This window comes from Enterobacter sp. MG-EB028 (assembly GCF_056673305.1).
In genome coordinates this window covers 4,227,946-4,248,005 of the sequence record NZ_CP195079.1, presented here as the reverse complement: position 1 = coordinate 4,248,005, position 20,060 = coordinate 4,227,946, and the positions used below count along the sequence as shown (strand labels likewise).

Genomic DNA, 20,060 nt, shown 5'->3' with positions numbered 1-20,060 from the left:
GAGGGATGGCCTGCAATCCACTGCAGGCCAACGCGAACATCAATTGTTCTGGTAAATATCTTTATAAAGCCTGCTCTCGAAGCGAACCAGTGGAATACGACGGTTGCGCTGGTCGGTCGGTTCGACGGCATAGCCGGAAAGATACTGCACGAATGCCATGCGCTGTCCGCTGGCGGTCGTGATGAAGCCTGCAAGGTTATATACCCCCTGCAGTGAACCTGTTTTAGCGGATACTTTGCCATCCACACCCGCAGCGTGAAGCCCGGCGCGATACTGTAGCGAACCGTCGTGTCCGGCCAGCGGCAGCATTGAGATAAAGTTTAGCTCTGTGTCATGTTGTGCAATGTACTGAAGCACCTGCATCATGGTGGCCGGGGCAATCAAGTTATGGCGCGATAATCCGGAACCATCGACGGCGATAGTGTTACCCAGATCGATCCCCGCCTGCTGGCGCAGGATCTGACGAACAGCGTCTGAGCCCGCGCGCCAGGTTCCCGGCACGCCGAAGCGCGCGTGACCAATCATGCGGAATACGGTGTCGGCAATCATGTTGTCAGACTTTTTCAGCATAATCCGCAATAAATCATGCAGCGGCGGTGACTGTTTGCTGGCAATGACCGTGCCCGGCTGGTTGACCTGCGTCTGGCGTAGCAGCGTGCCGGAGTAGGTTATTCCCGCCTGCTTCAGTTCATCCTTGAGAATCGCACCCGCATAGCCTGCGCCATCCTGAATCGCGAAGGCCAGCGGCAGCGGATCGGCGCGCTGCGTCAGGCAGCCGGTGAGGGTGTAGCGGTTAAGATCGCCAGGCACCACGTCCAGTTCGCAGTACTGGGCATCCGGGGAGCCTTTAGCCAGCGTACGCACCTGGCTAAACATGGTCACCGGATAGTAAGATGCCACGCGAATAAACGCTAAATCGTCCGGTTTTGGCGCGCTGTAAAGGGAAATCGAGAAGCAGTTGCGGTCAACAATCGCGGCCGCAGGCGGGGCGCTAAAGCACTGCGTCATGTCGTTCCACGGCCAGCCTGGGGCTTTATCGTGGCTGGCAAAAATAGAGGTATCGATCAGCACGTTGCCATCGATTTTTGTCACACCGGATTTTTTTAACACCGCCACCATGTTGCGGATATCCTGGCGCTTAAAGGTGGGATCGCCACCGAAACGGGCGATAAGATCGCCTTTCAGTTCGCCACCCTCGACGTTACCTTTGGTTTCAAGCGTGGTGGTAAAACGGAAGTCAGGCCCGAGCTGAAGCAGGGCGGCGAGGGCTGTGATCACCTTCTGGGTACTGGCAGGCAGCGCCATCTGTTGACTGTGATAGTCAATCTCGGGAGCCTGTGCGCCAACCTTCTGCACCATCAGGGCAAGGTTCGCGCCTGCGGGGAGCTGATTAATGTATTCATCAACATTCGCGGCCTGGGCGGTGAACGTTATACTGGTAGTCAATCCGATGATAAAACTGGAAAATCGCATAATCTCGCGCTAACAACCCGAAAACAAACCGTCATACTACGGTGCATAGCACTGCAAAGTAAACGATGACCCATAGTGAACTTCGCGGTAAAATGCGTATCAAATTGAAAAATTGCTGCTGACCTGGGGCATCGCTCCCGGGTCGGTTTTCTTTTTGCTTCTTGCCCGCTTAGGGGGGCAGGAGCAGGGAACACTGCTCCCAACAGGAATGTTTAAGAGGTATAACAAATGCAAGCTATTCCGATGACCTTACGTGGTGCCGAAAAACTGCGCGAAGAGCTGGATTTCCTGAAATCCGTGCGTCGCCCCGAAATCATCGCCGCTATCGCGGAAGCCCGTGAGCATGGCGACCTGAAAGAGAATGCTGAATACCATGCGGCGCGCGAGCAGCAGGGTTTCTGTGAAGGGCGCATTAAGGATATCGAGGCGAAACTGTCTAACGCGCAGGTTATCGATATCACCAAAATGCCTAACAATGGCCGGGTGATCTTTGGTTCTACCGTCAGCGTTCTGAACCTGGACAACGACGAAGAGCAGACCTATCGCATCGTGGGCGATGATGAAGCCGACTTCAAACAGAACCTGATTTCGGTGAACTCACCGATTGCTCGCGGCCTGATTGGCAAAGAGCAGGACGATGTTGTCACCATCCGCACCCCTGGCGGCGAAGTGGAATACGAAATTATTAAGGTTGAATACCTGTAATTCGCTTCTCTACTAAGATGTTGATACATTGTAAAGAAAAGAAAAAGGCCGCGTAGCGGCCTTTTATCAACTCAAGGAGCATGGCATTTTGCTCGCCTGCTGAAAGAAATCCCTCGTTTCACACAGAAAATGTGATTGATTCAGGATATCCTTAGCGTGGCAGCGAGATTTTACGCTCTTTAGATGGGCGATAGAGCACCAGCGTTTTACCGATGACCTGTACATTACAGGCGCCGGTTTCGCGCACGATGGCTTCCACGATCAGGTTTTTAGTGTCTCTGTCTTCAGAGGCGATTTTCACCTTGATCAGCTCGTGGTGTTCCAGCGCTTGTTCAATCTCGGCAAGCACCCCTTCGGTCAAACCATTGTTGCCAAGCATCACTACAGGCTTGAGCGGATGTGCCAGACCTTTAAGGTGCTGTTTTTGTTTAGTACTCAGATTCATCGTATATTTTTGCTTACGTTGGGATTGAAAACGGTTCATTCTACCGCCATCTCCCTTATATCGCCAAATAGCTGCGTAGAAATTTACGTCACAGGCAAGCAACGATGAACCAGGACGGAAATGTTAAATGACAGGTAAAAAGCGTTCTGCCAGTTCCAGCCGCTGGCTTCAGGAACACTTTAGCGATAAATATGTTCAACAGGCACAGAAAAAGGGGTTACGTTCCCGTGCCTGGTTTAAACTTGATGAAATACAGCAAAGTGACAAACTTTTTAAGCCGGGGATGACGGTTGTTGACCTCGGTGCGGCACCGGGCGGATGGTCCCAGTATGCGGTAACGCAGATCGGCGGAACGGGCCGCATCATCGCGTGCGATCTTTTACCAATGGATCCCATCGTCGGTGTCGACTTCCTTCAGGGCGACTTTCGTGATGAATTAGTGCTGAAAGCGTTACTTGATCGTGTTGGTGACAGTAAGGTCCAGGTTGTCATGTCGGATATGGCACCAAATATGTGCGGAACACCGGCGGTGGATATCCCCCGCGCCATGTATCTGGTGGAGCTAGCGTTAGAAATGTGTCGTGATGTACTAGCGCCTGGTGGTAGTTTTGTTGTGAAGGTGTTTCAGGGCGAAGGTTTCGAGGAGTATCTTAAGGAAATTCGCTCCCTGTTTGCGAAGGTTAAAGTTCGTAAGCCGGACTCTTCCCGGGCCCGTTCCCGAGAAGTGTATATTGTAGCGACCGGGCGAAAATGATAACCGGTAGATTTCAGGCGAAAGTTTGAATGAAACTGGATATAGAGTATCCTGACGCTGTTTTTAACACAGTTGTAATATGAGGTTAATCCCTTGAGTGACATGGCGAAAAACCTAATACTCTGGCTGGTCATTGCCGTTGTGCTGATGTCAGTATTCCAGAGCTTTGGGCCCAGCGAGTCGAATGGCCGCAAGGTGGATTATTCTACCTTCCTGCAAGAGGTCAATCAGGACCAGGTTCGCGAAGCGCGTATCAACGGACGTGAGATCAACGTTACCAAGAAAGATAGTAACCGTTACACGACTTACATCCCGGTGAACGATCCTAAGCTGCTTGATAATCTTCTGACCAAAAACGTCAAAGTGGTAGGCGAGCCGCCAGAAGAACCAAGCCTGCTGGCTTCTATCTTCATTTCTTGGTTCCCGATGCTGCTTCTTATCGGCGTCTGGATCTTCTTTATGCGCCAGATGCAGGGCGGCGGTGGCAAAGGTGCCATGTCGTTCGGTAAGAGCAAGGCGCGTATGCTGACGGAAGACCAGATCAAGACCACGTTTGCTGACGTCGCCGGTTGTGACGAAGCGAAAGAAGAGGTGGGTGAGCTGGTTGAATACCTGCGTGAGCCGAGCCGTTTCCAGAAACTGGGCGGTAAGATCCCGAAAGGCGTTCTGATGGTCGGCCCTCCGGGTACCGGTAAAACCCTGCTGGCGAAAGCCATCGCGGGTGAAGCGAAGGTGCCGTTCTTTACTATTTCAGGTTCTGACTTCGTGGAAATGTTCGTGGGTGTCGGTGCATCTCGTGTGCGTGACATGTTCGAGCAGGCCAAGAAGGCAGCACCGTGCATCATCTTCATCGATGAAATCGACGCCGTAGGCCGCCAGCGTGGCGCAGGCCTGGGCGGTGGTCACGATGAGCGTGAGCAGACCCTGAACCAGATGCTGGTTGAGATGGACGGCTTCGAAGGTAACGAAGGTATTATCGTTATAGCGGCAACTAACCGTCCGGACGTACTTGACCCCGCGCTGCTGCGTCCAGGCCGTTTCGACCGTCAGGTTGTGGTCGGTCTGCCGGATGTTCGCGGTCGTGAACAGATTCTGAAAGTCCACATGCGTCGCGTACCGCTAGCGCCAGATATCGACGCGGCAATCATTGCGCGTGGTACCCCTGGCTTCTCCGGTGCGGACCTGGCTAACCTGGTCAACGAAGCTGCACTGTTTGCCGCACGCGGTAACAAGCGCGTGGTCTCCATGGTGGAGTTCGAGAAAGCGAAAGACAAAATCATGATGGGTGCGGAACGTCGCTCCATGGTGATGACGGAAGCGCAGAAAGAGTCCACCGCGTACCACGAAGCGGGCCATGCGATTATCGGTCGCCTGGTGCCGGAACACGATCCGGTGCACAAAGTGACGATTATTCCACGCGGTCGTGCGCTGGGTGTGACCTTCTTCCTGCCTGAAGGCGACGCGATCAGCGCCAGCCGTCAGAAGCTGGAAAGCCAGATTTCGACCCTGTACGGCGGTCGTCTGGCAGAAGAGATCATCTACGGGCCAGAACACGTGTCTACCGGTGCGTCGAACGATATTAAAGTGGCGACAAACCTGGCGCGTAACATGGTGACTCAGTGGGGCTTCTCCGACAAACTCGGTCCGCTGCTTTATGCAGAGGAAGAGGGCGAAGTATTCCTGGGCCGCTCTGTGGCGAAAGCGAAACATATGTCCGATGAGACGGCACGTATCATCGACCAGGAAGTGAAAGCGCTGATTGAACGTAACTACGGTCGCGCGCGTCAGATCCTGAACGACAATATGGACATCCTGCATTCGATGAAAGATGCGCTCATGAAATATGAGACCATTGATGCACCGCAGATTGACGACCTGATGGCTCGCCGCGAAGTGCGTCCGCCAGCGGGCTGGGAAGACCCAGGCGCTTCCAACAATTCTGACAATAATGGCACCCCGCGTGCGCCGCGTCCGGTCGATGAACCGCGTACGCCAAACCCGGGCAACACCATGTCAGAACAGTTGGGCGACAAGTAAGTCACTGCTGTTGAAGCGTTTGTCTGTACCTCAAACCCTGGAGCTTGCTCCGGGGTTTTTCTTTTCCGTTAAACCATACTAAAACCAGGGATTTAACCATGAAACTCTTCGCCCAGGACTCGCATCTCGATCTTTCACATCCGCATGTGATGGGGATCCTGAATGTTACCCCTGACTCCTTCTCTGACGGCGGCACGCACAACACGCTTATCGACGCGGTTAAGCACGCAAATTTAATGATCAACGCGGGTGCCACCATCATTGACGTTGGCGGTGAATCGACGCGTCCCGGCGCGGCAGATGTTTCGGTGGAAGAAGAGCTGGCGCGCGTGGTGCCGGTGGTTGAGGCCATCGCGCAACGTTTCGAGGTGTGGATCTCCGTCGATACGTCCAAACCAGAAGTGATCCGTGAAGTGGCGAGAGTGGGTGCTCACATTATTAATGATATCCGCTCGCTGACCGAACCGGGAGCGATCGAGGCCGCTGCAGAAACCGGCCTGCCGGTATGCCTGATGCACATGCAGGGTCAACCGAAAACCATGCAGGAAGCACCGAAGTATGATGATGTCTTTGCCGACGTGAATCGCTTCTTTATTGAGCATATTGAACGCTGTGAGCGTGCAGGCATCCCAAAAGAGAAATTGCTGCTCGACCCGGGGTTCGGTTTCGGTAAAAATCTCTCACACAATTATGCGTTGCTTGCGCGCTTATCGGAATTTCATCACTTTGACCTGCCGCTGCTGGTAGGGATGTCGAGGAAATCGATGATTGGGCAATTGCTGAATGTAGGACCGAGCGAGCGCCTGAGTGGCAGCCTGGCCTGCGCGGTAATTGCGGCGATGCAAGGCGCGCACATTATCCGTGTCCATGACGTCAAAGAAACAGTAGAAGCCATGCGTGTGGTTGAAGCCACACTGGCAGCGAAGGAAAACAAACGCTATGAGTAATCGTAAATATTTTGGTACCGATGGTATCCGTGGGCGCGTAGGCGATGCTCCAATCACCCCTGATTTTGTTCTTAAGCTCGGCTGGGCTGCTGGCAAGGTACTGGCGCGTCATGGCTCACGTAAGATCATTATTGGTAAAGATACCCGTATTTCGGGCTATATGCTGGAATCTGCGCTGGAAGCAGGTCTGGCGGCTGCAGGGCTTTCAGCTTCCTTTACAGGCCCAATGCCAACACCTGCTGTTGCCTACCTTACGCGCACCTTCCGTGCAGAAGCGGGGATCGTGATCTCGGCGTCTCATAACCCGTTCTACGACAACGGTATCAAGTTCTTCTCCATTGACGGCACCAAGCTGCCGGACGAAGTGGAAGAGGCCATTGAAGCTGAAATGGAAAAAGAGATCACCTGTGTTGATTCCGCTGAGCTGGGTAAAGCGAACCGTATCGTCGATGCGGCGGGCCGTTATATTGAATTCTGTAAAGGCACCTTCCCGAATGAGCTGAGCCTGGCGCATCTCAAAATTGTGGTGGACTGTGCAAACGGCGCAACCTATCACATCGCTCCGAATGTGTTCCGTGAGCTGGGGGCGAAAGTCATCGCCATCGGCTGCGAGCCGAATGGCCTGAACATTAATGAAGAAGTCGGGGCGACGGACGTGCGTGCCCTGCAGGCGCGCGTGCTGGCGGAAAAAGCTGATCTGGGCATTGCCCTGGACGGCGACGGTGACCGCGTGATCATGGTTGACCACGAAGGTAATAAAGTCGACGGCGATCAGATCCTCTACATCATTGCCCGTGAAGGCCTGCGCCAGGGCCAGCTGCGCGGTGGCGCGGTTGGGACGCTGATGAGCAACATGGGTCTGGAGCTGGCGCTGAAACAGCTCGGTATTCCATTTGTTCGCGCGAAAGTGGGCGACCGCTACGTGCTGGAAAAACTGCAGGAGAAAGGCTGGCGTATTGGTGCCGAGAACTCTGGTCACGTGATCCTGCTCGACAAAACCACTACTGGCGACGGTATTGTAGCCGCGCTGCAGGTGGTTGCCGCGATGGCGCGCAACCATATGAGCCTGCACGATCTGTGCAGCGGGATGAAAATGTTCCCGCAGATTCTGGTGAACGTGCGTTTCACTGCCGGTAAAGGCGATCCGCTGGAAAATGACAACGTGAAAGCGGTAATGGCTGACGTTGAAGCGGCTCTGGGTAGTCGTGGGCGCGTGCTGCTGCGTAAGTCAGGTACCGAGCCGCTGATCCGCGTGATGGTGGAAGGTGAAGACGAAGCGCAGGTCACCGAATTTGCGCACCGTATCGCGGATGCCGTGAAAATTGCATAATTAAACCACTCTCATTTTTTTAAGGGCGATGAATATCGCCCTTTTTATTTATATTGTGAATGGGAATATTTATGAGAAGTCGGTTCAACTCTTAACATATTAACATTGAAAGCTTTGTGAAAAAGTGTAACTATTCATAATAAGACACATATTAAATAATGTGTGTTTCAAACTTATACCCATTTTCTATTTTCCCCATTATATCAATTTTAATTTCTCTTAATGATAAGTTAAGAAGATTTCGTTTGACTATTATGTGTAAATAAAGTCTATCTGCATTATGTTTCTGGGTCTAAATATATTCCTATAGTGGCTATATGGGGCTATAAAAACGTGATGTGCATTCCTATAATGCGCTGCGTTCTCAGGAACGGTCTTGGGAATTAAAATAATTTAAAGGGAAAGAGAATGAACACCATGGTTTGGAATCTGAAAGGAAAATTGAATCGCAAGGCTGCGAAATTACAGGAGATGCGTAAACAGCGCGGTGTAACCCTGCTGGAAATCATCATTGTACTGGGTATTATCGGTGTTATTGCGGCAGGCGTTGTTATTCTGGCGCAGCGTGCATTCACCGCACAGGACCTGTCTGATATTCAGAACAACGCGAACAGCATTCGTACCTCTATGGCTGAAGCGTTTAAGGATGAAGGCAGCTATCCTGAAGATAAAGGCGGTATTGTTGGTCTGACCAAATCTAATATCTCTAAGTCTACACTGGATACGCCAATTGTTACCCTGGTTAAACTGGGTAAGATTTCTCCTGACGAATCTTTCAACGGCGTTTCCAACGACGCATTCCAGATTACCAATGCACAACTGGATGGTACCAGTTCTCAGAACAAAGCATTCGTTCTGGTTGTAAACGGTCTGGAGACTGAAGAGTGTCGTAACCTGATTTCTCAGATGGGTAACCAGTGGGATTACGTTGAAGCGCTGAAATCTGGTGCTAATGCGGGTACTACTATTGCGAGTGTTTCAGGTCGTAACCTGAGCGTCGCTAAGTCTGGCGCAATTCTGAAGACTATGACCTCTGGCGAAATTGCCGCTACAGACATCACTGCTGCTGGCGTTTGTGATGGCGATGGTGCAATTAACGGTGTGATCTTCGGTAGCAAATAATTAAGTACTTAATACTTGTTATTTAGTGAGCCCCCCTGATGATGGGGGGCTTTGTTAATTACCTAAACAGGACTTGAACGATGCGCATCAGAAAGGATTCAGGCTTCAGTTTGCTGGAAATCATTATTGTGCTGGCTATTGCTGGCGGCGTTATGGTGATGTACACGCATTATGCGCGGAAAAAAGCCGAGAATATCGCTCAGCAGAACGTCGCCGACGCCCTTGCTGAGGAAATGAAGGGGGTACTGGAATTTATTGATGATGACACCATTGCGCTGGTTGGCAAGAAAAACGAAACTGACAGTCCACTCTATAGCGATGAAAATAGTGAGTATGAGGTTTATCATACGCGCATTACGAATGAAATTGATGCCACCGACACGGGCAGCAAGGATAACTATTATCTGTGGGGTGATGACAATAATAAAACCAAACAGCAGCGCTATCTGTTCTTAAGCAGCAACTGTAAATCATCGCTGAAATCAACTTTTGCGTTTGAAAAAGAGTATCTGCCCTGTTTTATGCGCAATGTGGCAACCAACTCTACTGCGGTAATTGATCGCGTGGGTTTTGCGGGGGGGGATAAAGATTCTGATCGTCAATTCGATATCAATCGCATTGATACGATCGTTCGGTTCAAAAAAGAAGAAGTAAACACCGATTATCATTTTGCCGATTTCGCGCCCCATTTTACCGAGGCGTTCTCAAAAGCCGGTTTTACGGTATCGCATGCGATGGTTGTGCACCGCACAAACAGTTCATCGAACTGGCAGCTGGTTCTGAATAAAAAAGATAATAAAACACCGATTGAGCTGAGCAGCATGGCCAGCAACCTTGATGCACTGGACCAGTACAAGAAAGACGAGTTTGGCGTGCGTTTTACTATTGATACTAACGATAATTCGGGCAATAGCAGCAATGCCGGTGGCAAGGTCTGTTGGGCCCGCGGCGATAGCGGCGTGAAGCTGTGCTACGACGATAATGCGGGAACCGGCGCTCATGGCGAGGATACCGTTTTGGATCTGACCATGACAGACCCTGACAATACCAGGAATAACGATATGACAGGCACCCTGAAAGCAAATCTTGTCATGGAAAATACAGCAACAAAAGTAGCTATCTTCCAAAGAGCAGGTAGCGGTTGGTTAGTGTTTGATGAAAATAATAACCCGATTCCTAAAACTATTAACGAACCTAACGGTGTTACCCGTTTGGGAGAATTCGCTTTAGAAAACCAAACTGCAGATACATATAGAGCAGGTATAGACTCAACGATGCCTTTAAGTAGTGAGACCTATCCTTCAAATCTTTATGATGCTTATGAGTTAGTCACACCACCTGTTGTGGAATATAGTGGTAATAGCTTTGGTGAGGGGACAAATTTAGACCATTCTCCTGATGGTGTTGAATTGCCTGATAATGAAAAAAAACCAGCCTATGTAAAATACAATGACTTTGCTTATGGTACAGATTCGAAATCTCCAGATCCGGTTGAAACTAATAGTGGAGGTTATCGTTATTCTGTCCAGGCATGCCCTAGCGTAGAACAAGAATTAAATCTTATAAATGGTGATGGAAAACCTGTACTTGATGCTGACGGTAACGTCAGGAAATATAAGTATGTGCGGCAACTTTATCCTCGTTTAGTCGCTTCTATCTCTTCTTTATCAGCTTATCCTGAAGGCTTGGTTGGGAGTGGTTCTGCTGATTATATTGATCTTACTCGAGAAGGTATGTCGGATAAATACCCTGTAGGGATGTTTGGAGGAATTAATGTACAGGTTGAGTTCGCAGAGCAGGATACGACATCGCATGGTACAACAGATAGAGTGAATCGCGCGAGAACGAACGGTAATCACTATATTTATCAGAATTCGAAGTATGTGTGGATAGTGAGTGCCACAATGGGAATGTATCATGCTAGTACAGGGGAAGGTATGAACATTCTCAATCCATCACATGTCTCATACATTATTACAAAATGGTGCAGTACTATTCCTCAAACGGGTACTCCAGCGGATCTCATTGAAACACAGCAATATGAATAACTTTTGATATAATGGAATATAAATAATATGAATATTATTAACAGCAACAAATGGATTGTAGCAGGCATATTACTGTGCTGCGTGAGTAATACCTCTGCATCAATGAACACCTCTTCAGAGGTGTCACTGGCTGCGAATACTACGACGTCTGCGGGCGCTGCGACACCACGTAATCCTTTTGCTGAAGGAAATGGTGTATCGCCGGCTTATGTCCCGATGGCGCCCGTAGCGACAGCGGTACCCGCAACGTCTGGGGCACGTTCTTTGGTGCTGCCGGAAAACATATTGTTAAGCCAGGCATTAAAACAGTGGTCTGAAGGCAACCATTACAAACTGTTCTGGAATAGTAAAAAAGATTATCTGATTTACAATACTATTACCTTGAGTGGGAAAAGTGATGACGACATTTTACAGTCGTTAGGTGAACTCTTTTTCTCTGAAAATTACGGTTTAGTCGTTAAGAAATACGAAAAAAACCACGTTATCGTTATTGATGAAATGTAAGTGGATGGAACCCATGAAACTGAAAACAGGTATCTTATTGCTGGCTTTCCTTGCGCAAGGATGCGTAAGCGATATTGAAAAAAAATACGACATCCCAAAAAAAATTACAGAAAATACTTCCGATTCAACCACCATTGATGACGCGAAAACCAAGCCCTATATTAAGTATGACTCTGCCTATTTAGGCAAGAAAGTACAGTACAGCGTTGAACAGCAGAAGGTAATGGGCAAACATGTGAAAATTACCTCCTATGAACCTACCACGCTGTCGGCTCTGATGGAGGTGGTTTCGGCACAAACCGGGATTAGCTTCCGTATTAACGCCTCTGCGATGGGGGGGAAAAAAGCAAGCACCGATGACTCGTGGGACACGCCGCGCTCCGTGCAGTTCGACGGCAACTTCGAAGACTTCATGAAGTATATCGGTTCGCTTTATGACGTCAACACTGCGCTGGACGCCAGCAACATTCTTAAAATTAACGTCTTCGATACCTATGTTATGCGTCTTGACTTCTATGGCGAAAATAACAAAACGGAAACGAACCTGGATCTGTCAGGTAACGAAGCGACGTCTGGTGGCGGCCTGACCGGAAAATCCGAGACGAAGTTTGAGTCCTCTTTCTGGGATGATGTGGAAGATATGGCGAAAAACTACGTCACGTCCGGTAACTACACTCTGTTTAAGGATTCTTCGATTCTGATGGTGAATTCACGTCCATCTGAACATGAGGCATTGAGCAAAGCGCTGGATAAATATAAAGCGGATAACAGCCGTCAGTTTATTGTCACGTATCGCATTTATTTACTTGATAAAACAAAAGAGAAGAATCTGGGCGGCGGTTTAAATCTTAATTTTGCAGATGCACATAACACCATCAATATCAGCAGCAGTATCCTGAATAACCTCGGCGGCGGTATCACCGCGGGCTGGAAGAACAGCCATGTTGATATCAGTACGGGTCTGGATGCGTTATATAAATTAACGGGTAGTGAATCGCTGCAAAGTGGTTCATTCATCACGCGCAACAATATGGCGATTCCGGTCAACATGACGCAGTCTCAATACTATGTATCCGGAAGAACGCGTACAACAGATGATACCGGTGAAGTTAACGTTGAAATTAATACTGATGAAATTGTCACCGGTACCAGCTTTATCATCACCCCGCGCGTGTTGTCTGATGGCCGTATCGAAGTGGTCAGCGGTTTCACCAAGCGTTTCCTCAACTCTATTGACGAGTATGAAGACGTACAGCTGCCAAACGTCAGCACTACCGAGTCGTTTAACTCTTCCATTATCAAGCCGGGAGATTTGCTGGTTGTAGGTAAATTTGAAGCGAAGGCATCGAAAGATGGACTCCAGTATGAAGTGTTGGGGGCCAATGACACTCACTCAGACGGCGTCGCAACGGTCCTGATGGTAATCGGGGTTGACTATTATCGTCAGCCAATTACTTCACGTGGTGAATAAGTGGCTTCGCGATGAATGATATTTTATTCAAGAATAACATATTAACCGGACTCTACTGGGAGCCTCAAAGCCTGGAGCACTTGCAACCGGCGGAGCAGGCCTCATTCCGCGGGATGATGAAAGCCTATCGCCGTCTGGTTTATAAAGATTCTGTTGGAGAGTTGGCTATTGGTTACAGCACAAAGATCTCCACGCTCTACGAGCCGTTTGCACTTTATGTAAAAGAGCTCTATGGAGATGGGATTTATTTCTCTCATGAATCTAATCAGGCGACATATTTTCTGATTATTAATGACGGTCGGATCGTCAGCGGAACGGACTGCTTTATCAACAAAGCGCTTTTTGATGAGTTAATGAAGCACACCGATGAGTACAGTCATCTGGAAGTCACGCCTCTGGAAGAGACTCAGATTACTGCCGTTGTCGAGCGCTGCTGTGCTCGACAGGCGCGTCTGAAGCGACGCCGTCGTATCATCATCGGTTCTATTTTTTCGGGCGGTGTTGCGTTTTTGGCTGTTTTGGCATTGTTGCTTCATTTTTTTGTGACGGGATAACGTATGCTGGAAGGAATGTATTTCTGGAAAGATAAAAACGGCACGGTTTCAAAGCTAAAGCTGATTATAGGGATTTTGATTATTCTTATTCTTATCATCGGCGGTAGCGCGGGAGCCTGGTATTACTTCGTCATGCTTCCAGAAGCGAAGGCGAAAGAAGAGGCGATTGCACGCCAACAGCAGGCTGCCCAAAAACTGCGGGATGATATCGCAAAGGTTAAGAGTTTCTACACAAGTTCTCTGGCCGGCGGTGGTATTGATGAGACTGTATTATTGCTTGATGAAATTAAAAGAAGTGATAAGACACTTGAGATCATCCCGAAGGATAAATATGCGTTTAACTGTGATAACAAATCCTGCAAGTTCAGTTATGCTTTTAGTAAAGGGGCTTTATGGGCGTTGCCGGAAAAACCTTTCTGGGGTAAATGGTATAAACCTACCGTTATTGCAAAAGGGAAAGGGAACTCATCCGCAAAAAATAAGATGGATTTCCAGTACGATAAGATAGAGTCACATCTGAATAAAAATAAGCACCAGGAAGCTTATGACAATAAAAAACCACTTGAATTACACGCATGTAGTGATGTGGTTTCCTATATTATGACATTCAATTCGATGGTTAAAGGTCAGGGCAAAAATGGTAAAAACCTTGGCCAGATTGTGATTAAAAAAATGCCCGGCTCCAGCCTTGGTGACCTTGAATCCACGCTTTCTGGAAAAGTAAAAAGTTATGGGTTGCAGGTAGGTAAATGGGAGTTGGAAATAAAATCAGGTGAGAGTGCATTATCATCAGACGATATGACGAACATGCAGTTGTTACTTTATAAGCAAGCGTATCGCGATGCTTTTATTGTTAATAAATTAGAGACGAAAGACAAAGGAATGAAAGTTTCAGGAGGACTGGTATGCAAAAAGTAAAATCGATGGTAATGGCCAGTGCGTTAACGTTTTTGGTTGGGAGCGCAGAAGCCGCTCCGACAACTGACTTACCGCAGGTTCCGGCAAATAAAACGCAGCCCGTTCTCGTGAAAACTGGCGCAGAGGCAATGAAAAAAGAGCTACACGATGCTAAGGCAAAACTCGTGTCAGCTCCGGCTGAGGCTGCTCAGCAAAAGGCGGCTGAAAAGCCTGCGATGACTGCTTCAAACCTGGTATCAGCCCAGTCGGCTGGTGAGAAAAAGAACAAGATTAAGCCTCAAACAACAGAAAAGCAGTCAGAAGAAGCTAAGCAGGAAGACGCGGCCAATACAGCGTCAGTCCAGGATCAGCTGGCGTCAATTGTTGAAGATGATTACGCCTTTGAACAGCAGCGCAGAAAACTGGCTAACGAGGTGGAGCTTGAAAAACTTCGCAGCCAGATTCGTAAACTCCGTGGCGAAGACAAGATGAAGGCTGCACCGCGGGTTGAAGCCCCGGCAGCGGTATCCAAGCCGCAGGCGCCAGTCGCTGCAGCGATTGTCATGCCGCGTGTGGTGCTGGAAGCCGATATCGGTGGCACAAATCGCGTTGCGGTGCAGAGCGGAGATACGCTTCGTTATGTTCGCCCGGGCGAAACGTTCGATGTGGGGGGCAGAAAGTTTAAGCTCGCTAAAGACAGGAAGTCAGTTGTAATGGCAGAGGAAGCAGTGCAGTGACATTGGATTTTACGCGTATATCAGCCGACGAATTGCTCGCTGGAAAATGGACTTACCAGGAATTCGAAGGGATCGGTTTCACGGCTACGGTCGAGGAGAACGATTACCTCGTGGTGAGTACGCTCAGCATCGGCAGCTTATTTGAATATCAGATACAGGTGTCGAGACTGATTTCTCAGCACAAACGTCAGGTCGTGGGCCTGGCGCTTGTCGCTGAAGAAGACTATTACCGTATCGTTGAGCACGTCTCATTGAAGCTGCTCAGCGATGCGAATAAAAACATCGATATTACCGATACACAGAAGCGGCTGGCAGCGATTCTTCAGCGCGTGGTTAGCATGGGCGCAAGTGATTTACACATTACGCGTAACGATGTGCTGGCACTCTTTGAGGCTCGCGTAAACGGCGTTTTAATGCCGTTCATGCAGCTTAAGTCCCAACTCTGCGATGAGCTGGTGTTCGTGCTTTACAACGTAGAAGCGACGACACGTGATACCACGTGGAACCGTGCTATCCCGCAAAACGCCAACATTCTTTACAACTTGTCCGGTAAGCCATATCGCTTCCGCTATGCTCACTTCCCGATATTTGGTGAAACGGCGGATTGTTACCATGCGGTTCTGCGTATTATTCCCTCAGGTTTGCAGAAGGGGAATATCGGCTCGCTGGACAAAATCGGCATTTCTGAAGAGGAAGTGGCGGATCTAAAAAAAATCCTCAGCAACCCATACGGTGCTTACGTTATTGCGGGTACGACGGGTTCAGGTAAATCTACCACTCTGAAAAACCTGATGGAGTGGCTGCAAATCAACCGCTATGAAGATCGCGGTTGTTTTCTGACGGTGGAGGACCCGGTTGAGTATCAGATTTACGGTGCGAAGCAGAGCTCCGTGGTGGATGTTTCTGGCGGTGGTTTCCATGCCGCTATTAAGTCGGCCCTGCGCCGCGATCCCGATGTCCTCATGGTAGGGGAAATTCGAGACAACATTTCCGCTAACGCGCTGGCAGGGGCAGTAGAGAGTGGTCACTACTGCTTCACCACCGTGCACGCCGGTAATATTGTTTCACTGCTGCAGCGTATGTCGGCCCTGGGGATCGGCAGTGACAAACTCTCAACTCCGGGGTTCGTCGCGGGGCTGCAGTGTCAGAAGCTGGTGCCGGTGCTGTGTGAAAACTGTAAGACCGTTATGGGTACAAAAACCATTTCCGGTCGTGAGTTTACTCTTTACACCGCTGGTGAAGGCGGCTGTGAGCAATGTCGTCAGAGCGGTATCAAAGGACGACAGCTGGCAATGGAATACTTCCTGCCAACCTATGACGAGCTGGCTGCTATCTCCAGGCAAGAATGGCTCAACGTTTATACGCTGTGGCGTAAAAAACGTGCTACAGCGCCTGGTTTGACAGAAGGTTTCGAAATCCGTGAAAAAGTGATGTCACATGTGCTGAAAGGGCGCATTGATGCCGCATGGTTTGCCATGGAGTTTGGCGAAATGACTGAAGAAGATCTGGAGATGATCGTTGAAAAAATTCGGTAAAAAACAGCGTTTATACCTTTACCAGTTTTGCGCCGATATGATTAGCGCAGGGTTGCCGCTATTCGATTCATTGCAAAAGCTGCAAACAGAAGGGCGTACGCTTCTGGGGAAAGGATTCAGTGATAAACTGGGCGAGGTTATCCTGCAAATGAAGCAGGAGGTTTCAGTGTCTGCTGTGTTCTCTGATGTCGTACCTAACTCAGAGCTCAGCGTGATTACGGCGGCAGAAAAAAGCGGAAGCCTCGCCGATGGTTTTTTGACGCTGGTAGCGGTCATTAAATATAATGACGAACTGCGAAAAAAAATTGTTGGTGCGCTGATTTTCCCGCTCATAATGATAAGCCTGTCACTGATCGTTATTGCAGGTTATTCGCAAAAGGTCTTCCCGGCTTTCGCCTCGGTAGTCCCTGTGGAAAAATGGCCTGGCGTAACCCAGAATTTATATAATTTTGGTACTGCCCTCTATCAAGGGTTATGGCTGAAGATTCTGTTGGGTTTTGTCATTTTTGTCTTCGTTGCAAAATTTGCCATGGCAAACTTGAGCGGTAACGTGCGCAATAAAATATTTGACAAAATTTTGCCATTTTCCACTTATAGACAACTTGCGTCATCCGTGTTTCTGAATAACCTTGCGTTGATGCTTAGTAACAACATTCCTCTTACTGACTCTTTACATATTGTACGGCTGAACGCCAACCGTTGGTTACGTTGGCATATTGATGTGATGAATGACAAAATGGCGCAAGGGATCCACTACAGTAAGGCGCTATCGACAGGTCTACTCGGTAAAGAGGAATTGCTGAACATCAGTCTGTATGCTGAACTGCCCTCGTTTAATGAGGTATTACGCTCGGTGTCCGATCGTTCCCGCGACCATATACAGGAGTACATCAAAAAACTGGCCGGTTTATTAAAAAACCTGGCAACGGTAATACTGGGTGGATGCGTAGTATGGGTATTTGTATCATTGTTCGCATTGATGGATACGCTCTCTCAAACTGCTGGCGGTTAATCAAAACGCGATGTCAAATGGTATTACAGTGAAAAATATCCATTTAGCATCGTTGATCTCATTGGAGTACATCGTGGAAAATACATCTCTACGATGTATGCCCGGTTCTCGTCGTAAAATATGCATTGGTTGCTATTAATAAGGATGTTTAAATGCGCCTGGAAGCGTTTTTTGCCCCTTACTACCCATGGCTGGCGTTAGTATTAGGGTTGTTGATTGGTAGTTTTCTTAACGTGGTGATTTACCGTCTGCCAATCATGCTTTTCCGGGAGACGGCTGACGACGAGACGTTGAAAACATTGCCCAATGTCAATCTTTGGTGGCCGCCATCGCACTGCCCTCTTTGTCAGACACCCATTAAGCCGTGGGATAATATTCCGGTTTTAAGCTGGGTGTTCTTGCGTGGTAAATGCCGCTGCTGTAAAAGCACAATTCCGTTTCAATATCCCTTAAGCGAAGCGTTGATAGGGATCGGCTATTTCTTACTGGTTTTCTGCTATTACCCTCAGCATAGCCTGATCCAAATTGTGTTTGTGGCATTATTTTTAAGCCTGCTTTACACCCTGGCGATGATTGATCTGAAGACCTTTCTCCTGCCAGATAGCCTCGTATATTTTTTGCTCTGGGCTGGGTTGATCGCATCTGTCAGAAACATTATTCCTGTCTCCCCTCGTGATAGCGTTATTGGCGCTGCGTTTATTTGGGCGTTTAGCTGGGTAATGGCAAAAGGATTTACGTGGGTAACCGGCCGGGAAGGATTTGGAAATGGTGACGTTAAACTCTTTGCGGCCTGCGCCGCGTGGATTGGCAGCGATAATGTTGGTCAATTAATGCTGGGGTCGGCGTCGCTGGGTGCCGTGTTCTTTTTAGTGCGCTGGATTTCAAACACCTGCTCACAAAATAAAAAGAACACGGGGGGATATATTCCCTTCGGCCCCGCAATTGCTATTACCGCTGTCATCATTATGCACATGGAGGTGCTAACATAATGTCTTATCTGCTGTTATCCGGTGTGCTGTTAACCCTGCATCCCGCTTCGACGATTGGACCGGAGTGCTATTACACGACGTATCAAGGCTTGTCGCAGTTACTTAACGCAAAAACGCATTCGCCCGATTTTCGGGTGAATGAATCGTCCGTGCGAACAACGTGTGATGACGATCCAGAGCGTATTCATTATCTCACCGTATCAGATACCGTCGCCTGGCTGGCACCGTATCTGCCGCCAGCACAGCATATATTTCATCGTCATCCGAAAGCCGATGGCCCTGAATACTGTTTTTCACAGCGCTATATTCGCTCTTTGCTGGGACGGTGGAATCACGTAACCGAACTAAATTATTTTGGGGAAATCAATTGTAAAAAAAGTATTGCTCCCCCACCCGAGGAGCCAGAAGACGAGCCTATCGTTGTGCCATTTGATCCTGCTTCACTGATCGTGAAAACGGATGAACCTGGCTCGCTTGAGGTCGCGCCAGATGATTCCTCTGACGAGGATATTCTTCCTGTGGATGGGGGAGCGGCAGTAAGTAGCGTGTTTTCGGTAATGAATTCCACGATCCCAACCAGTAGCGCACCTGCGCCGGTCTGGAAACCGTTATTAAGTCAAAAGGCGAGGGGGCAACAGTTCGTCTTCCCCTTACGCTCTGAGCCAGTGGTAACCTCACCTTTTGGTATGCGTTATCACCCAATCGTGCATACGTTTATGCGTCATGAGGGTGTCGATCTTCGTGCAGCTTTGAATAGTGAAGTCATGTCTATTGCAGACGGCATGATTGTGGAAACAGGATATGGGCCTGTCACCGGTCTGTATATGACGATCCGTCATCCCGACGGCTGGAGCAGCCGATATTTGCACCTTAATAAGCTGCTGATGATAAAAAATCAGTATGTTCAGAAAGGGGATGTGATTGCGTTGTCGGGTAACACGGGGCGCACCGATGGGCCCCACCTGCATCTTGAGATCATTCATGATGATAAATTGCTTGACCCGATGACGCTGCTTTTTGAACCGGCTGGTGAAAGACGTGAACGGACCATCGAGCAGACGAGTGCTGCACCGGAGCCAGTACCGGCACCCGAACCTGTCGATATGACCCCGAAAATTGCGGTGATCGCGGGGGAAGGGGATTCTGTGCAAATTGGGGTACGAACCGGGCGAAAAATGACCATGTATTCGCCCCAGGAGATCATTGAAACAGATGACGGTGACTGGCGAATCGTGAAAAAATTTGGAAAGTACAAGCTGAAAAAGATCGACCAAGCCAATTCCAAAGCAAAATAATAAGGTTTCCCGGTTTAGAGCGTTGTTTTATGGTCGTTTAAAAATCACTTTGATGGTTTTTTCCTCACTTGATAAAATGGAACGAAAATGCCCTTGCGAAGGCCATTCGCTTTGGTTAGTATTCACACCCGCTTCAGTGGGAAACAAAAATCCTGCTAATTGGTCGAAGCATTGGTATGCGGCAAATCCGCAAGGAACAGGTTGA

General features: G+C 48.9%; 18 protein-coding genes. 16 read left to right on the top strand and 2 right to left on the bottom strand.

Annotated elements, in window-relative coordinates; all coding sequences use genetic code 11:
- Positions 1 to 39 precede the first annotated feature (39 nt).
- Positions 40 to 1,473, bottom strand: coding sequence for a serine-type D-Ala-D-Ala carboxypeptidase (gene dacB / locus ACR42C_RS20130; RefSeq protein ID WP_192983864.1), 1,434 nt, complete (start codon positions 1,471 to 1,473; stop codon positions 40 to 42).
- 228 nt (positions 1,474 to 1,701) lie between these two features.
- On the opposite strand from dacB, the gene greA reads away from it, so the two are divergent.
- Entirely contained in the window at positions 1,702 to 2,178 is a 477-nt protein-coding gene (gene greA / locus ACR42C_RS20125) for a transcription elongation factor GreA (protein ID WP_006812122.1), read from the top strand.
- 151 nt (positions 2,179 to 2,329) lie between these two features.
- On the opposite strand, the gene yhbY is transcribed toward greA, so the two are convergent.
- On the bottom strand, positions 2,330 to 2,623 hold the full coding sequence (gene yhbY, locus ACR42C_RS20120; RefSeq protein WP_003861814.1) for a ribosome assembly RNA-binding protein YhbY: 294 nt from the start codon (positions 2,621 to 2,623) through the stop codon (positions 2,330 to 2,332).
- A 127-nt stretch (positions 2,624 to 2,750) separates the two neighbouring features.
- Between yhbY and rlmE the strand changes: the two genes are divergently transcribed.
- The 15 genes from rlmE to ACR42C_RS20045 all read left to right on the top strand — a co-directional run bounded on the left by rlmE (position 2,751) and on the right by ACR42C_RS20045 (position 19,855).
- Positions 2,751 to 3,377, top strand: coding sequence for a 23S rRNA (uridine(2552)-2'-O)-methyltransferase RlmE (gene rlmE, locus ACR42C_RS20115; protein ID WP_003861812.1), 627 nt, complete (start codon positions 2,751 to 2,753; stop codon positions 3,375 to 3,377).
- Positions 3,378 to 3,479: 102 nt separating this feature from the next.
- Positions 3,480 to 5,414, top strand: coding sequence for an ATP-dependent zinc metalloprotease FtsH (ftsH, locus tag ACR42C_RS20110; RefSeq protein ID WP_013098921.1), 1,935 nt, complete (start codon positions 3,480 to 3,482; stop codon positions 5,412 to 5,414).
- 98 nt (positions 5,415 to 5,512) lie between these two features.
- Positions 5,513 to 6,361, top strand: coding sequence for a dihydropteroate synthase (gene folP, locus ACR42C_RS20105; RefSeq protein WP_479984499.1), 849 nt, complete (start codon positions 5,513 to 5,515; stop codon positions 6,359 to 6,361).
- The gene (gene glmM / locus ACR42C_RS20100) at positions 6,354 to 7,691 is read left to right on the top strand and encodes a phosphoglucosamine mutase (protein WP_316379851.1); all 1,338 of its coding nucleotides are present in this window, start codon (positions 6,354 to 6,356) and stop codon (positions 7,689 to 7,691) included. The genes folP and glmM overlap by 8 nt, the downstream gene beginning before the upstream one ends.
- Positions 7,692 to 8,099: 408 nt before the next feature.
- Entirely contained in the window at positions 8,100 to 8,813 is a 714-nt protein-coding gene (locus ACR42C_RS20095) for a type IV pilus major pilin (RefSeq protein ID WP_316379852.1), read from the top strand.
- A gap of 80 nt (positions 8,814 to 8,893) precedes the next feature.
- Complete coding sequence (locus tag ACR42C_RS20090) at positions 8,894 to 10,861, top strand: type II secretion system protein (protein ID WP_479984498.1); 1,968 nt, start codon at positions 8,894 to 8,896, stop codon at positions 10,859 to 10,861.
- 27 nt (positions 10,862 to 10,888) lie between these two features.
- The gene (locus ACR42C_RS20085; protein ID WP_479984497.1) at positions 10,889 to 11,365 is read left to right on the top strand and encodes a TcpQ domain-containing protein; all 477 of its coding nucleotides are present in this window, start codon (positions 10,889 to 10,891) and stop codon (positions 11,363 to 11,365) included.
- A gap of 13 nt (positions 11,366 to 11,378) precedes the next feature.
- Positions 11,379 to 12,836: a type II and III secretion system protein gene (locus tag ACR42C_RS20080; protein WP_479984496.1), complete on the top strand. Its 1,458-nt coding sequence runs from the start codon at positions 11,379 to 11,381 to the stop codon at positions 12,834 to 12,836.
- Between the two features lie 11 nt (positions 12,837 to 12,847).
- Positions 12,848 to 13,390: a pilus assembly protein gene (locus ACR42C_RS20075; protein ID WP_316379856.1), complete on the top strand. Its 543-nt coding sequence runs from the start codon at positions 12,848 to 12,850 to the stop codon at positions 13,388 to 13,390.
- Positions 13,391 to 13,393: 3 nt separating this feature from the next.
- On the top strand, positions 13,394 to 14,308 hold the full coding sequence (locus ACR42C_RS20070; protein ID WP_316379857.1) for a hypothetical protein: 915 nt from the start codon (positions 13,394 to 13,396) through the stop codon (positions 14,306 to 14,308).
- Positions 14,296 to 15,024 (top strand): hypothetical protein, encoded by a 729-nt coding sequence (locus ACR42C_RS20065; RefSeq protein ID WP_316379858.1) that lies wholly within the window; start codon positions 14,296 to 14,298, stop codon positions 15,022 to 15,024. Before ACR42C_RS20070 ends, ACR42C_RS20065 begins: the two co-directional genes overlap by 13 nt.
- Positions 15,021 to 16,559, top strand: coding sequence for an ATPase, T2SS/T4P/T4SS family (locus tag ACR42C_RS20060; protein WP_316379859.1), 1,539 nt, complete (start codon positions 15,021 to 15,023; stop codon positions 16,557 to 16,559). The genes ACR42C_RS20065 and ACR42C_RS20060 overlap by 4 nt, the downstream gene beginning before the upstream one ends.
- Complete coding sequence (locus ACR42C_RS20055) at positions 16,543 to 17,571, top strand: type II secretion system F family protein (RefSeq protein WP_316379860.1); 1,029 nt, start codon at positions 16,543 to 16,545, stop codon at positions 17,569 to 17,571. The genes ACR42C_RS20060 and ACR42C_RS20055 overlap by 17 nt, the downstream gene beginning before the upstream one ends.
- 152 nt (positions 17,572 to 17,723) lie before the next feature.
- Complete coding sequence (locus ACR42C_RS20050) at positions 17,724 to 18,560, top strand: prepilin peptidase (RefSeq protein WP_316379861.1); 837 nt, start codon at positions 17,724 to 17,726, stop codon at positions 18,558 to 18,560.
- Positions 18,560 to 19,855, top strand: a complete 1,296-nt coding sequence (locus ACR42C_RS20045) for a M23 family metallopeptidase (RefSeq protein WP_479984495.1) — start codon at positions 18,560 to 18,562, stop codon at positions 19,853 to 19,855. The genes ACR42C_RS20050 and ACR42C_RS20045 overlap by 1 nt, the downstream gene beginning before the upstream one ends.
- Positions 19,856 to 20,060: the final 205 nt, after the last annotated feature.

Bases quoted from the DNA above. Each gene is read 5' to 3' on its own strand.
- rlmE (WP_003861812.1), top strand. From the start codon at position 2,751: ATGACAGGTAAAAAGCGTTCTGCCAGTTCCAGCCGCTGGCTTCAGGAA.
- glmM (WP_316379851.1), top strand. From the start codon at position 6,354: ATGAGTAATCGTAAATATTTTGGTACCGATGGTATCCGTGGGCGCGTA.
- yhbY (WP_003861814.1), bottom strand. From the start codon at position 2,623: ATGAATCTGAGTACTAAACAAAAACAGCACCTTAAAGGTCTGGCACAT.
- folP (WP_479984499.1), top strand. From the start codon at position 5,513: ATGAAACTCTTCGCCCAGGACTCGCATCTCGATCTTTCACATCCGCAT.
- ACR42C_RS20065 (WP_316379858.1), top strand. From the start codon at position 14,296: ATGCAAAAAGTAAAATCGATGGTAATGGCCAGTGCGTTAACGTTTTTG.
- ftsH (WP_013098921.1), top strand. From the start codon at position 3,480: ATGGCGAAAAACCTAATACTCTGGCTGGTCATTGCCGTTGTGCTGATG.
- ACR42C_RS20085 (WP_479984497.1), top strand. From the start codon at position 10,889: ATGAATATTATTAACAGCAACAAATGGATTGTAGCAGGCATATTACTG.
- ACR42C_RS20070 (WP_316379857.1), top strand. From the start codon at position 13,394: ATGCTGGAAGGAATGTATTTCTGGAAAGATAAAAACGGCACGGTTTCA.
- ACR42C_RS20075 (WP_316379856.1), top strand. From the start codon at position 12,848: ATGAATGATATTTTATTCAAGAATAACATATTAACCGGACTCTACTGG.
- ACR42C_RS20080 (WP_479984496.1), top strand. From the start codon at position 11,379: ATGAAACTGAAAACAGGTATCTTATTGCTGGCTTTCCTTGCGCAAGGA.
- greA (WP_006812122.1), top strand. From the start codon at position 1,702: ATGCAAGCTATTCCGATGACCTTACGTGGTGCCGAAAAACTGCGCGAA.
- ACR42C_RS20050 (WP_316379861.1), top strand. From the start codon at position 17,724: ATGCGCCTGGAAGCGTTTTTTGCCCCTTACTACCCATGGCTGGCGTTA.
- ACR42C_RS20095 (WP_316379852.1), top strand. From the start codon at position 8,100: ATGAACACCATGGTTTGGAATCTGAAAGGAAAATTGAATCGCAAGGCT.
- ACR42C_RS20090 (WP_479984498.1), top strand. From the start codon at position 8,894: ATGCGCATCAGAAAGGATTCAGGCTTCAGTTTGCTGGAAATCATTATT.
- ACR42C_RS20045 (WP_479984495.1), top strand. From the start codon at position 18,560: ATGTCTTATCTGCTGTTATCCGGTGTGCTGTTAACCCTGCATCCCGCT.
- dacB (WP_192983864.1), bottom strand. From the start codon at position 1,473: ATGCGATTTTCCAGTTTTATCATCGGATTGACTACCAGTATAACGTTC.